The organism is Aureimonas endophytica, from assembly GCF_014642635.1.
In the GTDB taxonomy this organism is placed as follows: domain Bacteria; phylum Pseudomonadota; class Alphaproteobacteria; order Rhizobiales; family Rhizobiaceae; genus Plantimonas; species Plantimonas endophytica.
On the sequence record NZ_BMIQ01000001.1, the window covers coordinates 581,761 to 597,834 of the forward strand.

General features: G+C 64.4%; 10 protein-coding genes. All 10 read right to left on the reverse strand.

Annotated elements, in window-relative coordinates; genetic code table 11:
• Nucleotides 1-23: 23 nt before the first annotated feature.
• Nucleotides 24-1,199: an elongation factor Tu gene (gene tuf / locus IEY14_RS02970; RefSeq protein WP_188906714.1), complete on the reverse strand. Its 1,176-nt coding sequence runs from the start codon at nucleotides 1,197-1,199 to the stop codon at nucleotides 24-26.
• Between the two features lie 60 nt (nucleotides 1,200-1,259).
• Entirely contained in the window at nucleotides 1,260-3,350 is a 2,091-nt protein-coding gene (fusA, locus tag IEY14_RS02975) for an elongation factor G (RefSeq protein WP_188906715.1), read from the reverse strand.
• Nucleotides 3,351-3,380: 30 nt separating this feature from the next.
• Nucleotides 3,381-3,851, reverse strand: coding sequence for a 30S ribosomal protein S7 (rpsG, locus tag IEY14_RS02980; protein WP_188906716.1), 471 nt, complete (start codon nucleotides 3,849-3,851; stop codon nucleotides 3,381-3,383).
• A gap of 32 nt (nucleotides 3,852-3,883) precedes the next feature.
• Nucleotides 3,884-4,255: a 30S ribosomal protein S12 gene (gene rpsL, locus IEY14_RS02985; RefSeq protein ID WP_152045808.1), complete on the reverse strand. Its 372-nt coding sequence runs from the start codon at nucleotides 4,253-4,255 to the stop codon at nucleotides 3,884-3,886.
• Between the two features lie 550 nt (nucleotides 4,256-4,805).
• Nucleotides 4,806-9,008, reverse strand: a complete 4,203-nt coding sequence (rpoC, locus tag IEY14_RS02990; protein WP_188906717.1) for a DNA-directed RNA polymerase subunit beta' — start codon at nucleotides 9,006-9,008, stop codon at nucleotides 4,806-4,808.
• A 130-nt stretch (nucleotides 9,009-9,138) separates the two neighbouring features.
• Nucleotides 9,139-13,278: a DNA-directed RNA polymerase subunit beta gene (gene rpoB / locus IEY14_RS02995; RefSeq protein ID WP_188906718.1), complete on the reverse strand. Its 4,140-nt coding sequence runs from the start codon at nucleotides 13,276-13,278 to the stop codon at nucleotides 9,139-9,141.
• A gap of 292 nt (nucleotides 13,279-13,570) precedes the next feature.
• Nucleotides 13,571-13,951, reverse strand: coding sequence for a 50S ribosomal protein L7/L12 (rplL, locus tag IEY14_RS03000; protein WP_188906719.1), 381 nt, complete (start codon nucleotides 13,949-13,951; stop codon nucleotides 13,571-13,573).
• A gap of 50 nt (nucleotides 13,952-14,001) precedes the next feature.
• Nucleotides 14,002-14,520: a 50S ribosomal protein L10 gene (rplJ, locus tag IEY14_RS03005; protein ID WP_188906720.1), complete on the reverse strand. Its 519-nt coding sequence runs from the start codon at nucleotides 14,518-14,520 to the stop codon at nucleotides 14,002-14,004.
• Between the two features lie 411 nt (nucleotides 14,521-14,931).
• Complete coding sequence (gene rplA / locus IEY14_RS03010; protein WP_188906721.1) at nucleotides 14,932-15,633, reverse strand: 50S ribosomal protein L1; 702 nt, start codon at nucleotides 15,631-15,633, stop codon at nucleotides 14,932-14,934.
• A gap of 4 nt (nucleotides 15,634-15,637) precedes the next feature.
• Nucleotides 15,638-16,066, reverse strand: a complete 429-nt coding sequence (gene rplK, locus IEY14_RS03015; RefSeq protein WP_188906722.1) for a 50S ribosomal protein L11 — start codon at nucleotides 16,064-16,066, stop codon at nucleotides 15,638-15,640.
• Between the last annotated feature and the right edge of the window lie 8 nt (nucleotides 16,067-16,074).

Sequence of the window (16,074 nt, forward strand, 5' to 3'; positions counted from 1 at the left end):
GGTTTGCTTTTGCGGTGTATGTCTTACTCGACGATCGAGGAGACGATGCCGGCGCCGACGGTGCGGCCGCCTTCGCGGATGGCGAAGCGCAGCTTCTCTTCCATCGCGATCGGAACGATCAGCTTGACGTCCATCGTCACGTTGTCGCCCGGCATCACCATCTCGGTGCCCTCGGGAAGCGTCACCACGCCCGTCACGTCCGTCGTGCGGAAGTAGAACTGCGGACGGTAGTTGGTGAAGAACGGAGTGTGGCGGCCGCCCTCTTCCTTGGTCAGGATGTAGGCCTCGGCCTTGAACGTCGTGTGCGGCTTCACCGAACCCGGCTTGCACAGAACCTGGCCGCGCTCCACGCCCTCGCGGTCCACGCCGCGAACCAGCGCGCCGATGTTGTCGCCCGCCTGGCCCTGGTCCAGAAGCTTGCGGAACATCTCGACGCCCGTCACCGTCGTCTTCTTCGTGTCGCGGATGCCGACGATCTCGACTTCCTCGCCCACCTTCACAACGCCGCGCTCGACGCGGCCCGTCACCACCGTGCCGCGGCCCGAAATCGAGAATACGTCCTCGATCGGCATCAGGAACGGCTGGTCGATCGGGCGCTCCGGCGTCGGGATATAGGCATCCACCTGCGCCATCAGCTCGCGAACCGCGTTCTCGCCGATCTCCTTGTTGGAGTCCTCCAGCGCCGCCAGCGCCGAACCCTTCACGATCGGAATGTCGTCGCCCGGGAACTCGTAGCTCGACAGAAGCTCGCGGATCTCAAGCTCAACCAGCTCCAGAAGCTCCGCGTCGTCGACCTGGTCCACCTTGTTCATGAACACCACGATCGCCGGAACGCCCACCTGGCGCGCCAGAAGAATGTGCTCGCGCGTCTGCGGCATCGGGCCGTCCGCCGCCGAACACACCAGGATCGCGCCGTCCATCTGCGCCGCGCCCGTGATCATGTTCTTCACGTAGTCCGCGTGCCCGGGGCAGTCCACATGCGCATAGTGCCGAGCCGGCGTCTCGTATTCCACATGCGCCGTCGAAATCGTGATGCCGCGCGCCTTCTCTTCCGGCGCCGCGTCGATCTGGTCGTACGCCTTGTATTCCCCGAAATACTTCGTGATCGCCGCCGTCAGCGACGTCTTCCCGTGGTCAACGTGCCCAATCGTCCCAATGTTAACGTGCGGCTTCGTCCGCTCAAACTTACCCTTGGCCATAACGGCACTCCATCATCTCGTGTGGGCAAAGCCCGAATGTGGTTGGTCCGACGCGTCGCGTCAGGCGTACTTCTTCTGGATCTCGTCCGCGACCTGGTTCGGAACCTGCTCGTAATGATCGAAGGACATCGTGTACTGCGCACGGCCCTGCGACATCGAACGGAGCGTGTTCACATAGCCGAACATGTTGGCCAGGGGAACCATCGCATTGACGGCCGTCGCGATACCCCGGGACTCGGTGCCCTGGATCTGACCGCGGCGGGAATTCAGGTCGCCGATGACGTCGCCGACATAGTCTTCCGGCGTCACGACCTCGACCTTCATGATCGGCTCGAGCAGCTTCGGACCGGCCTTCTGGATGGCCTCGCGGAAACCGGCGCGGGCCGCGATCTCGAAGGCAAGAACCGAGGAGTCGACGTCATGGAACGCGCCGTCGATGAGCTCGGCCGAAATATCGACCATCGGGAAGCCCGCGAGCGGACCGGAGGTCATGACCGACTGGATGCCCTTCTGGACGCCCGGGACATATTCCTTCGGGACCGAGCCGCCGACGATCTTGGACTCGAACTTGAAGCCCTCGCCCGCCTCGGACGGCTTGAACACCATCTTGACGCGCGCGAACTGGCCCGTGCCGCCCGTCTGCTTCTTGTGAGTGTAGTCGACCTCGGCCTGACGGGTGATCGTCTCGCGATAGGCGACCTGCGGGGCGCCGATATTCGCCTCGACCTTGTATTCGCGCTTCATGCGATCGACGATGATGTCGAGGTGAAGCTCGCCCATGCCGGCGATGATCGTCTGGCCGGACTCTTCGTCGGTCTTGACGCGGAAGCTCGGGTCCTCGGCGGCCAGACGGTTGAGCGCGAGGCCCATCTTCTCCTGGTCGCCCTTGGTCTTCGGCTCGATCGCGATCTCGATGACCGGCTCCGGGAACTCCATGCGCTCCAGAATGACCGGCTTCAGCGGGTCGCAGAGCGTGTCGCCGGTGGTCACTTCCTTAAGACCGGCCAGCGCCACGATGTCGCCGGCATAGGCTTCCTCGATGTCCGAACGCGAGTTCGAATGCATCTGGAGCATGCGGCCGATGCGCTCCTTCTTCTCCTTCACCGTGTTCTGCAGCGAGGCGCCCTTGGCGACCTTGCCCGAATAGATGCGGCAGAAGGTGAGCGAGCCGACGAACGGGTCGTTCATGATCTTGAAGGCGAGCATCGAAAGCGGCTCGTCGTCCGACGAATGACGCTCGACCTCGGCATCGGTCTTCGGATCGATGCCCTTGATGGCCGGAACGTCAAGCGGCGACGGCAGGTAGTCGACGACGCCGTCGAGCAGCGGCTGCACGCCCTTGTTCTTGAAGGCCGAGCCACAGAAGATCGGCGTGAACCACACGTCGCAGGTGCCCTTGCGGATCAGCGCGCGCAGCTTCTCGTTATCGGGCATGTTGCCCTCGAGATAGGCTTCCATCGCGGCCTCGTCGACTTCGACGGCGCCCTCGATGAGCTTCTCGCGATATTCCTCGGCCTGATCCTTGAGGTCGGCCGGGATCTCGACGACGTCCCACTTCGCGCCGAGGGTCTCGTCGCGCCAGATGAGGGCCTTCATCTCGATGAGGTCGATGACGCCCTTGAACTCGTTCTCGGCGCCGATCGGCAGCTGGACGACGATCGGACGCGCACCGAGGCGGCTCTTGACCATCTCGACGCAGCGGAAGAAGTCCGCGCCAGTCTTGTCCATCTTGTTGACGAACATCATGCGCGGCACGTGGTACTTGTCGGCCTGGCGCCAGACGGTTTCCGTCTGCGGCTCCACGCCGGCATTGGCGTCGAGCAGCGCGATCGCGCCGTCGAGCACGCGCAGCGAACGCTCGACCTCGATGGTGAAGTCGACGTGCCCGGGGGTGTCGATGATGTTGAAGCGACGGGTCTTGCCGTCGCGACCCTGCCAGAAGGTGGTCGTCGCGGCGGACGTGATGGTGATGCCGCGCTCCTGCTCCTGCTCCATCCAGTCCATCGTGGCGGCGCCGTCATGGACTTCGCCGATCTTGTGGGACTTGCCGGTATAGAAGAGGATCCGCTCGGTCGTCGTCGTCTTGCCCGCGTCGATATGGGCCATGATGCCGAAGTTGCGGTAGTCTTCGAGATTATATTCGCGGGCCATGGGGCGTCGCCTTTCGAAATCGGTCGCGGGTTACCAGCGATAATGCGAGAAGGCGCGGTTCGCTTCCGCCATGCGGTGCGTGTCTTCGCGCTTCTTGACGGCGGTGCCGCGATTGTTGGACGCGTCGAGCAGCTCGGCCGAGAGGCGGTCGACCATCGTCGTCTCGTTGCGATTGCGCGCCGCGCCGATCAGCCAGCGGATGGCGAGAGCCTGGCGACGCTCCGGACGGACATCGACAGGAACCTGATAGGTGGCGCCGCCGACGCGGCGGGAACGGACTTCGACATGCGGCGCGATGTTGTCGAGCGCCTGATGGAAGACGGCGAGCGCATCCTGACGGCTCTTGTTCTGAACCGAGTCGAAGGCGCCGTAGACGATCGTTTCGGCGATCGACTTCTTGCCGTCATACATGACGGCGTTCATGAACTTGGTGACGACGAGATCGCCGAACTTCGGGTCCGGGTGGATCTCACGCTTCTCGGCACGGTGGCGACGGGACATCTATTCGTTCTCTTCGATCTGACGCGGCGGGCTTACTTCGGACGCTTCGCGCCGTACTTCGAACGACGCTGCTTGCGGTCCTTGACGCCCTGCGTGTCGAGCACGCCGCGGATGATGTGGTAGCGAACGCCCGGAAGATCCTTCACGCGGCCGCCGCGGATCATGACGACGGAGTGCTCCTGGAGGTTGTGACCCTCGCCCGGGATGTAGCCGATGACCTCGAAGCCATTGACCAGACGCACCTTGGCGACCTTACGAAGCGCCGAGTTCGGCTTCTTCGGCGTGGTGGTGTAGACGCGCGTGCAGACGCCGCGCTTCTGCGGGTTGGCCTCGAGAGCGGGAACCGTATTGCGGTCCGTCGGACGAACGCGCGGCTTCCGGATCAACTGGTTGATGGTCGGCATTCCAGCCTTGCCTCTTCGATCAGTTCAGGTTCGGAACGAGCAGCCCATCGCGGACCGTGTTAGCCATGCGCGAAACCGGGCATTTGATCCACCTGATTGGCGGATTGCCCGGACACGATGCAGAGGACCGGAACCGGTCATGCGGCCAGCAATGTGACAACTCGTTGAACGAAGCCTTGTTTGAGGCGCTGTTCCGGGGCGTGGCGCCCTGCGGAAAATCAGCCTCACATCGGCTCTGTTGAAGCGCTAAGTACAGATTCGTTGGCGGCACGTCAACCCCGTGGGCGCAGGGCTTTGCGGCTTGTTAAGAAATCGCTCGCGTGTGGTCGCGGATCGCGTTCACGCGGTCCACCGGCTGGGTCTCTCATGCCGCCGGCCAAGACGAATTCGCCCGCCAAAGGCGTGGAGCGGCCCGTTTCCCAGCGGTCTTCTTCGGCGGGTCGATAGTTTGCTTGAAGCGCGGCGAATCGACTGCCGCGCCCTGCCCACCCTATACGAAAAAAGGCCGCCCTTTCGGACGGCCTTCTTCCATTCCATCGATCGACGCGGCTTACTCGGCCGCGTCGGTCATTTGCGTCAGGAGTCGATCCGACTGCGCGGTATTCGCAGCCTTCGAGCGGCGGTCCTCGACGATCAGATCGTCGCGCGAACCGGCGATGCGCCGGATCTGGGTCATGATGCCGCCGGTGCCGGCCGGGATGAGGCGGCCGACGATCACGTTCTCTTTGAGGCCCTGCAGCGTGTCCATCTTGCCAGCCACCGCCGCCTCGGTAAGGACGCGGGTGGTCTCCTGGAAGGACGCCGCCGAGATGAAGCTCGGCGTCTGCAGCGAGGCCTTGGTGATGCCGAGCAGCACCGGGTTGCCGGAGGCGGGCTTCTTGCCCTCTTCCGCCAGGCGCTCGTTCAGCTCCGCCAGCTCGATCCGGTCGATATGGTCGCCCGGGATCAGGCCGGAATCGCCGGCTTCCGTGATCTCGATCTTCTGCAGCATCTGCCGCACGATGACCTCGATATGCTTGTCGTTGATGAGCACGCCCTGGAGCCGGTAGACCTCCTGGATCTCGTTGACGAGGTAGCTCGCAAGAGCCTCCACGCCGCGAATCGCCAGGATGTCGTGCGGCGCCGGGTTGCCGTCGAGGATGTAGTCGCCCTTCTCGATGACGTCGCCTTCCTGGAGGTGGAACGGCTTGCCCTTCGGGATGAGATATTCCACCGGCTCGACGCCGTCCTCATGCGGCTCGATGATGACGCGCCGCTTGTTCTTGTAGTCGCGGCCGAAGCGCACTGTGCCGTCGATCTCGGCGATGATCGCGTTGTCCTTCGGACGACGCGCCTCGAAGAGCTCGGCGACGCGCGGCAGACCACCCGTGATGTCCTTCGTCTTGGCGCTTTCCATCGGAATGCGCGACAGGACGTCGCCCGCCTTCACCCGCGAGCCCGGCTCGACGGAGAGAATGGCGTCCACCGACAGGAAGTACCGGGCATCCGTGCCGCGCGCGAGCTTGGCGACCGAGCCGTCCTCCTTGCGGATGACCACCGCCGGCTTCAGGTTCTGGCCGCGCGGGCTGGCGCGCCAGTCGATGACCGAACGCTTGGTGATGCCGGTCGCCTCGTCGGCCTGTTCCGACACGGACACGCCGTCGACCAGATCCTCGAACTCCACGATGCCTTCGAGCTCGGTCATCACCGGACGGGTATAGGGGTCCCATTCGGCGATGCGCTGGCCGCGCCGCACCGTGTCGCCGTCGTCGACGAAGATGCGGCTACCGTAGGTGACGCGGTGCGAGGCGCGCTCCTTGCCGGCCTGATCGAGGATCAGGATGGCCATGTTGCGGCCCATCGCCACGAGACGGCCGTCCGAATCGCGCACGACGTTGCGGTTGCGGATCTGCACCGTGCCTTCGTACGAGGCTTCGAGGAAGGACGAGTCGACCACCTGCGCCGTGCCGCCCATGTGGAAGGTGCGCATGGTGAGCTGCGTGCCCGGCTCGCCGATCGACTGCGCCGCGATGACGCCGACGGCCTCGCCCATGTTGACGGGCGTGCCGCGCGCCAGATCGCGGCCGTAACAGACGGCGCAGATGCCGGTGCGCACTTCGCAGGTCAGCGCAGAGCGGATCGTCACCGACTGGATGCCGGCCTTCTCGACCTTCTCGACATCGGCTTCCTCCACCGTGCGGCCGCTCTCGACGATCACGTCGCCGGTCAGCGGATGCAGGATATCGCCGAGCGCGGTACGCCCGAGGATGCGCTGGCCGAGAGTCGCGACGACCTGGCCGGCATCGACGATCGGCTGCATCGTCAGGCCCTTGTCGGTGCCGCAATCGGTCTGCGTGATGATGCAGTCCTGCGCGACGTCGACGAGACGGCGGGTGAGATAGCCGGAATTGGCGGTCTTCAAGGCGGTGTCGGCCAGACCCTTGCGGGCGCCGTGGGTCGAGTTGAAGTACTCGAGCACGGTGAGGCCTTCCTTGAAGTTCGAGATGATCGGCGTCTCGATGATCTCGCCGGACGGCTTGGTCATCAGGCCGCGCATCGCCGCCAGCTGGCGCATCTGGGTCGGCGAACCGCGCGCGCCCGAATGCGACATCATGTAGATCGAGTTCATCGGCTTCTGACGGCCGGTCTCCTTGTTGAACTCGACCGCCTTGATGCGGGCCATCATCTCCTCGGCGATCTTGTCCGTGCACTTGGCCCAGGCATCGACCACCTTGTTGTACTTCTCGCCCTGCGTGATCAGGCCGTCATTGTACTGCTGCTCGTATTCCTTCGCGAGCGTCTGCGTCTCGCCGATCAGCTTCGCCTTCGTCTCGGGGATGACCATGTCGTCCTTGCCGAAGGAGATGCCGGCCGTGCAGGCGTGGCGGAAGCCGAGCTGCATGATGCGGTCGCAGAAGATGACCGTCTCCTTCTGACCGCAATGGCGGTAGACGGTGTCGATCATCTTGGAGATGTTCTTCTTCGTCATCAGCTCGTTGCAGATGTCGAAGGGCACCATGTGGTTCTTCGGCAGAAGCTGGCCGATGAGCATGCGGCCGGGCGTCGTCTCGTAGATCTTCGAGGTCTCGTTGCCGTCCTTGTCGACCGAGCGGATACGGCCGCGGATCTTCGTGTGCAGCGTCACCGACTTCGACCAGAGGGCGTGCTCAAGCTCGCCATAGTCGGAGAAGGCCATGCCCTGCCCCGGCTCGTTCTCGTTCATGATCGACAGGTAGTAGAGACCCAGCACCATGTCCTGCGACGGCACGATGATCGGCTGGCCGTTCGCGGGATGCAGGATGTTGTTGGTCGACATCATGAGGACGCGCGCCTCGAGCTGCGCCTCGATCGACAGCGGCACGTGCACCGCCATCTGGTCGCCGTCGAAATCCGCGTTGAAGGCTGTGCAGACGAGCGGGTGCAGCTGGATCGCCTTGCCTTCGATCAGGGTCGGCTCGAAGGCCTGGATGCCAAGGCGATGCAGCGTCGGCGCGCGGTTCAGAAGCACCGGATGCTCGCGGATCACCTCGTCGAGGATGTCCCAGACTTCCGGACGCTCCTTCTCCACGAGCTTCTTCGCCTGCTTCACGGTCGAGGAATAACCCTTGGCATCGAGCCGCGCATAGATGAACGGCTTGAACAGCTCTAGCGCCATCTTCTTCGGCAGGCCGCACTGGTGCAGCTTGAGTTCCGGACCCGTCACGATCACCGAACGGCCGGAATAGTCAACGCGCTTGCCGAGAAGGTTCTGGCGGAAGCGGCCCTGCTTGCCCTTCAGCATGTCGGACAGCGACTTCAGCGGACGCTTGTTGGCGCCCGTGATGACGCGGCCGCGACGGCCGTTGTCGAACAGCGCGTCCACCGCTTCCTGCAGCATGCGCTTCTCGTTGCGCACGATGATGCCGGGCGCGCGAAGCTCGATCAGGCGCTTCAGGCGGTTGTTGCGGTTGATGACGCGACGATAGAGATCGTTGAGATCGGAGGTCGCGAAGCGGCCGCCGTCGAGCGGCACGAGCGGGCGCAGGTCCGGCGGGATCACCGGCACGACGCGCATGATCATCCACTCGGGCTTGTTGCCCGATTCCAGGAAGTTCTCCACGATCTTAAGACGCTTCATCAGCTTCTTCATCTTAAGATCGGACGAGGTCTCGGCGATCTCCGAGCGCAGGTCGCCCGCAATGCGCTCCAGATCCATCGCCGCCAGAAGCGCCTGGATCGCCTCGGCGCCGATCAGCGCCGTGAAGGAATCCTCGCCATACTCGTCGACGGCGAGCATGTACTCCTCCTCCGACAGGAGCTGGTGCTCCTTGAGGGCGGTGAGGCCGGGCTCGGTGACGATGTAGTTCTCGAAATAAAGGACGCGCTCGATATCCTTCAGCGTCATGTCGAGCAGCGTGCCGATGCGGCTCGGCAGCGACTTCAGGAACCAGATATGGGCGACCGGCGCGGCCAGCTCGATATGGCCCATGCGCTCGCGGCGCACGCGCGAGAGGGTGACCTCGACGCCGCACTTCTCGCAGATGATGCCCTTGTACTTCATGCGCTTGTACTTGCCGCACAAGCACTCGTAGTCCTTGATCGGGCCGAAGATGCGCGCGCAGAACAGACCGTCGCGCTCGGGCTTGAACGTCCGGTAGTTGATCGTCTCCGGCTTCTTGATCTCGCCGAAGGACCAGGAAAGAATCTTCTCAGGCGAGGCCAGCGAGATACGGATCGAATCGAACGTCTGCGCCTGCACCTGGGGATTGAAGAGATTCATGACCTCTTGGTTCATGGCCTGTCTCCTAATGGGGCGGGCGGCCCCTTATGCGCCGGGTTGAGCGGCGCGAGGATTGGGTTCAGCGGAAGCGCCCGGTGCAAGGCGCTTCCAGGGCCGCGCGAGGGTCGCGGCGAATGTTCCAGGCTTATTCCGCCGCGTCGGGGAGACGCTCCAGCGGCGCTTCCGGTTCGGCCGAGTTCGCCAGATCGACATCGAGGCCGAGCGAGCGCATTTCCTTGACGAGAACGTTGAAGCTCTCGGGAATGCCCGACTCGAAGGCATCGTCGCCGCGCACGATCGACTCGTAGACCTTGGTGCGGCCGGCGACGTCGTCCGACTTCACCGTCAGCATCTCCTGCAGCGTGTAGGCGGCGCCATAGGCTTCGAGCGCCCAGACCTCCATTTCGCCGAAGCGCTGGCCGCCGAACTGTGCCTTGCCGCCGAGCGGCTGCTGCGTGACGAGCGAATAGGGGCCGATCGAGCGCGCATGGATCTTGTCGTCGACGAGATGGTGCAGCTTCAGCATGTAGATGTAGCCGACCGTCACCTGCCGATCGAAGGCCTCGCCGGTGCGCCCGTCATAGAGCGTCACCTGGCCGGAGCCGTTGAGACCCGCCTTTTCCAGCATCTCGACGATGTCGGCCTCCACCGCGCCGTCGAAGACGGGGGTGGCGATCGACACGCCCTTGCGCATCTGCTTGGCCAGCGCGACCACGCTGTCGTCGTCGAAGACGGCCACCTTCTCGTTGCGCTCCGAGGAGCCGAGCACGGCGCCGATCTCCTGACGCAGCGGCGAAGCGTCGTGGCTTTCGAGATAGCTCTCGTAAAGCGCGCCGATCCGCTTGCCCATGCCGGCGCAGGCCCAGCCGAGATGCGTCTCGAGAATCTGGCCGACATTCATGCGGCTCGGCACGCCGAGCGGGTTCAGCACGATGTCGACATGCGTGCCGTCCTCCAGGAACGGCATGTCCTCGACCGGCACGATGCGCGACACGACACCCTTGTTGCCGTGACGGCCGGCCATCTTGTCGCCGGGCTGGATCTTGCGCTTCACGGCGACGAAGACCTTCACCTGCTTCATGACGCCGGGCGGCAGTTCGTCGCCGCGCTGCACCTTCTCGACCTTGTCCATGAAGCGCGCTTCGAGCGTCTTCTTGGCCTCGTCATACTGGTTGCGCAGCGCCTCGACCTCGCCTTGGAGACGCTCGTCCTCGACGGCGAACATCCACCACTGCGAACGCGGGAACTCCTGCATCAGCTCGGGCGAGACGGAGGAGCCCTTCTTGAAGCCCTTCGGTCCCGCCACCGCGACCTTGCCGTCCAGCATTTCGGCGAGGCGGCCATAGGTGTTGCGGTCGAGGATCGCCTGCTCGTCGTCGCGGTCCTTGGCGAGGCGCTCGATCTCCTCGCGCTCGATCGCCATCGCGCGCTCGTCCTTCTCGACGCCATGCCGATTGAAGACGCGCACTTCCACGACCGTGCCGTAGGTGCCGGGCGGCATGCGGCTCGACGTGTCGCGCACGTCCGAAGCCTTCTCGCCGAAGATGGCGCGCAGCAGCTTCTCTTCCGGCGTCATCGGGCTTTCGCCCTTCGGCGTGATCTTGCCGACCAGGATGTCGCCCGGCTGCACCTCGGCGCCGATATAGACGATGCCCGCCTCGTCGAGATTCTTCAGCGCCTCTTCCGAGACGTTCGGAATGTCGCGCGTGATCTCCTCCGGCCCGAGCTTGGTGTCGCGCGCCATGACCTCGAACTCCTCGATATGGATCGAGGTGAAGACGTCGTCGGCGACGATCCGCTCGGACAGCAGGATCGAGTCCTCGTAGTTGTAGCCGTTCCACGGCATGAAGGCGACGAGCACGTTCCGTCCGAGCGCCAGATCGCCGAGATCGGTCGAGGGACCGTCGGCAATGATGTCGCCCTTGCGCACGCGGTCGCCCATCGTCACCAGCGGACGCTGGTTGATGCAGGTCGACTGGTTCGAGCGCTGGAACTTCATCAGGCGATAGATGTCGACGCCCGACTTGCCGGCCTCGACGTCCTCCGTCGCGCGGATGACGATACGGGTCGCGTCGACCTGATCGACGATGCCCGAACGGCGGGCGGCGATCGCCGCGCCCGAATCGCGCGCCACGACCGGCTCCATGCCGGTGCCGACGAAGGGCGCCTCGGCCCGCACCAGCGGCACGGCCTGACGCTGCATGTTGGAGCCCATGAGCGCGCGGTTCGCGTCGTCGTTCTCGAGGAACGGAATGAGCGCGGCCGCGACGGAGACGAGCTGCTTCGGCGAGACGTCCATGAGGTCGACATTCTCGCGCGGCGTCATGCCGACATCGCCGGCGTGACGGCAGACGATCAGCTCCTCGGCGAAGGTCATGTCGTCGCTGAGGATCGCGTTCGCCTGGGCGACGTGGTGCTTGGCCTCTTCCATGGCGGAGAGGTAGACGACGTCGTTCGTCACCTTGCCATCGATGACGCGCCGGTACGGGCTCTCGATGAAGCCGTACTTGTTGACGCGCGCGAAAGTCGCCAGCGAGTTGATGAGACCGATATTCGGGCCTTCCGGCGTCTCGATCGGGCAGATGCGGCCGTAATGCGTCGGGTGCACGTCGCGCACCTCGAACCCGGCGCGCTCACGCGTCAGACCGCCCGGGCCGAGCGCCGAAAGGCGGCGCTTGTGGGTGATCTCCGACAGCGGATTGGTCTGGTCCATAAACTGCGACAGCTGCGACGAGCCGAAGAACTCGCGCACGGCGGCCGCCGCCGGCTTGGCGTTGATCAGGTCCTGCGGCATGACCGTGTCGATCTCGACCGAGCTCATGCGCTCCTTGATGGCGCGCTCCATGCGCAGCAGGCCGACGCGATACTGATTCTCCATCAGCTCGCCCACCGAACGCACGCGGCGATTGCCGAGATTGTCGATGTCGTCGATCTCGCCGCGACCGTCGCGCAGGCCCACGAGCAGCTTTACGGCGGCGAGGATGTCCTCCTTGCGCAGGACGCGCACGGTGTCCTCGGCATCGACGTCGAGACGCATGTTCATCTTCACGCGGCCGACGGCCGAGAGGTCGTAGCGCTCGGGATCGAAGAACAGAGAATGGAACATGGCTTCCGCCGTTTCCATCGTCGGCGGCTCGCCCGGACGCATCACGCGATAGATGTCGTAGAGCGCGTCCTGGCGGCTCTCGTTCTTGTCCACCGCCAGCGAGTTGCGGATATAGGCGCCGACCGTCACGTGATCGATGTCGAGCACGGCGATCTCGTCATAGCCGGCATCGATGAGAACCTTCAGGGTCTTCTCGTCGATCTCGTCGCCGGCCTCCAGATAGACCTCGCCCGTGCGGAAGTTGACGATGTCCTCGGCGAGATAGTTGCCGTAGAGATCCTCTTCCGTCGCGCGGAGCGCCTTGACGCCCTTCTCCTTCAGCTGGCGGGCCTGGCGGGCGGTGACCTTCTTGCCGGCCTCCACCAGAACCTCGCCGGTATCGGCGTCGATGAGATCGACCACCGCGCTCTGGCCGCGCACGCGCTCGACCGAGAACGGCACGCGCCAGCCGTCCTTGTCCTTCTCGAACTTCACGATGTCGTAGAAGGTCGAGAGGATTTCCTCGGTATCCATGCCGAGCGCCATGAAGAGGCTCGTCACCGGAATCTTGCGGCGACGGTCGATGCGCGCATAGACGATGTCCTTGGCGTCGAACTCGATGTCGAGCCAGGAACCGCGATAGGGGATGACGCGGGCGGCGAAGAGCAGCTTGCCCGAGGAATGCGACTTGCCCTTGTCGTGGTCGAAGAAGACGCCCGGCGAGCGGTGCATCTGCGAGACGATCACGCGCTCGGTGCCGTTGACGATGAAGGTGCCGTTCGACGTCATGAGCGGCATGTCGCCCATATAGACGTCCTGCTCTTTGATGTCCTTGATGGACTTGGAGTTGGTGTCGGGATCGATATCGAACACAATGAGGCGCAGCGTCACCTTCAGCGGCGCGGCGAAGGTGAGGTCGCGCTGCCGGCACTCGTCGACGTCGAACTTCGGCGCCTCGAACTCGTACTTGACGAATTCCAGCATCGCCTGACCCGAGAAGTCGGAGATCGGGAAGACGGACTTGAAGACGGACTGGAGGCCCTCGTCGGGACGGCCGCCGGCCGGTTCCTTGACCATCAGGAACTGGTCGTAGGACGCCTTCTGCACTTCGATGAGATTCGGCATTTCCGCGACTTCGGGAATGGACCCGAAGAACTTGCGCACTCGCCTGCGACCGCTGAACGTCGTCGTCTGAGACATCGTCGCTCCTTCATTCCGCTGCGCCGGAACAGCGGGCATTGACATATATCTCCCTTCCGGAAGGGAGATCCCGCGAAGCGACGGGGGCGGACCGTCGCGCGGGCATCGCATTCATCGAGCGCCGTTGCCGGCGCCGTCCGAGTCTCCGCACCGCCGAAGGGCGGTCTGGACACCCGCACCCGATCGAAGTCCGATCGGCGCATGGCCTTCTCTTTCAGCGCGGAAAGCGGAACGGCAGAAGCCGTCCCGCTCACCTTCATGCGCGGCAAGCGCCAGGGCCGAAGCCCCGGGCTTACTTGATCTCGACCTTGGCGCCAGCCTTCTCGAGCTGGTCCTTGATCTTGGCGGCCTCGTCCTTCGACACGCCTTCCTTCACCGGCTTCGGCGCGCCATCGACGAGATCCTTCGCCTCCTTCAGGCCGAGCGAGGTGATCGCGCGGACTTCCTTGATGACGTTGATCTTCTGGGCGCCGGCATCGGCGAGGATGACGTCGAACTCGGTCTTCTCTTCCTCGACCGGAGCGGCGGCACCACCCGCGCCACCGGCGGCGGCGACCGCGACCGGAGCGGCGGCGGAGACGCCCCACTTCTCTTCGAGCATCTTCGAGAGCTCGGCCGCCTCGAGGACGGTCAGCTTCGACAGGTCTTCAACGATCTTGGCGAGATCGGTCATGTTCATGTTTCCTTAGGTTCGAACAATCAGGTTGGAGCGAGGAACAAGCCTCACGCCGCTTCGTCCTTCTTGGCATAGGCCGCGAAGACGCGGGCGAGCTGAGCCGCCGGCGCCGCTACGACGGACGCGATGCGCTGAGCCGGCGTCTGGATCATGCCCAGAAGCTTGCCGCGCAGTTCGTCGAGCGACGGGAGCGTGGCGAGAGCCTTCACTCCTTCCGCGTCGAGGGCCGTGGTGCCCATGGCTCCGCCGAGGATCACGAGCTTGTCGTTGGTCCTGGCGTAGTCGTTGGCCACCTTCGGAGCCGCGATGGGATCGGGCGCATAGCAGACGAGCGTCTGCCCCTGGAACAGGTTCGCGATCCCTTCGGCATCCGTGCCTTGAAGAGCGATCTTGGCGAGGCGGTTCTTCGCGACTTTGACGGTCGCACCCTGCGCGCGCATCTTCGACCGGAGGTCGTTCATCTGCGCGACGGTGAGACCGGCGTAGCGAGCCACGACGACGGAGCCCGAGCCCTTGAAGGTCTCGTGCATCTCGGCGACGAACTCGCGCTTTTCCGCTCTGTCCACTGCCACTCTCCACTGTGGCGAAAGTCCGGAAACCCGAACCTCCACCGGTTGCCTTATGCCGCTTCGGAGACCGAAGCGACGCTCGAGGATCCTGTCCCCTCGCGCCCCTTCCTTTCGGAACCGGATCCTCTGGGGATCCGCATGCGGCGCAAGGCAGTCTGAGAGTTCGAACCGATGCCCGGCCGAAGCCGAACGAATTTCAATCGAACACCCCATCTCATGCAGGCTTTCGGGCGATTAAGAGCCTCGGCCGGAGCCTCGGTTCGCCTGCAATCTCGGACAGGTTGGGAAAGCGTCTGGCGCTTTCCCGCATCCGAGGCGACGAGCGCCCCGGAATTTCTTGGAGGGGAGCGCCGCATATGGGGGCGCGTCCCGTCGATGAAAAGCCCCGCCCGGACCGGGCGGGAGCGATTAGGCGGAGGCCTGGAGGCTCGAAAGATCGACCTTCACGCCCGGACCCATGGTCGAGGTGATCGAGACGCGCTGGAGATAGTTCCCCTTGGCGCCCGACGGCTTCGCCTTCTGCACCGCGTCGGTGAAGGCGCGGATGTTCTCGGCGATCGCCTCGGCCTCGAAGGAGACTTTGCCGATGCCGGCATGGATGATGCCGGCCTTCTCGACGCGGAACTCGACGGCGCCACCCTTCGACGCCTTGATGGCGGCGGTGACGTCCGGCGTCACGGTGCCGACGCGCGGGTTCGGCATCAGGCCGCGCGGGCCGAGCACCTTGCCGAGGCGGCCGACGAGGCCCATCATGTCCGGCGTGGCGATGGCACGGTCGAAGTCGATCGTGCCGCCCTGGACGATCTCGACGAGATCCTCGGCGCCGACGATGTCGGCGCCCGCCGCGCGGGCTTCGTCAGCCTTGGCGCCGCGCGCGAAGACCGCGACGCGCACCGTGCGGCCCGTGCCGTTCGGAAGGTTGACGACGCCACGGACCATCTGGTCGGCATGGCGCGGATCGACGCCGAGATTCATCGCGATCTCGACCGTCTCGTCGAACTTCGCGCTGGCGCGCTCCTTGATCATCTGCACGGCCTCGGCGAGGCCGTAGAGCTTGGTGCGGTCGATGCCCTCGCGGGACTTGGCAATGCGCTTCGCGATCTTCGCCATTGTCTCAGCCCACAACCTCGAGACCCATCGAACGCGCCGAACCTTCGATCATCGCCATGGCGGCGTCGACGTCGTTCGCGTTGAGGTCCTTCATCTTCTTCTCGGCGATCTCGCGCACCTGCTCGCGGGTCACCTTGCCGGCCACCTGCTTGCCGGGCGTCTTCGACGCCGACTGGATGTTCGCCGCCTTCTTCAGGAAGTAGCTCACCGGAGCCGTCTTCATGACGAAGGTGAAGGACTTGTCCTGGTAATAGGTGATGACCACCGGAACCGGGGAGCCCTTCTCCATTTCCTGGCTCTGCGCGTTGAACGCCTTGCAGAACTCCATGATGTTGATGCCGCGCTGGCCGAGGGCCGGACCGATCGGCGGCGACGGAGTCGCCGAACCGGCCTTCACCTGCAGCTTCAGCTGGCCTGCGATCTTCTTAGCCATAGCTTCTG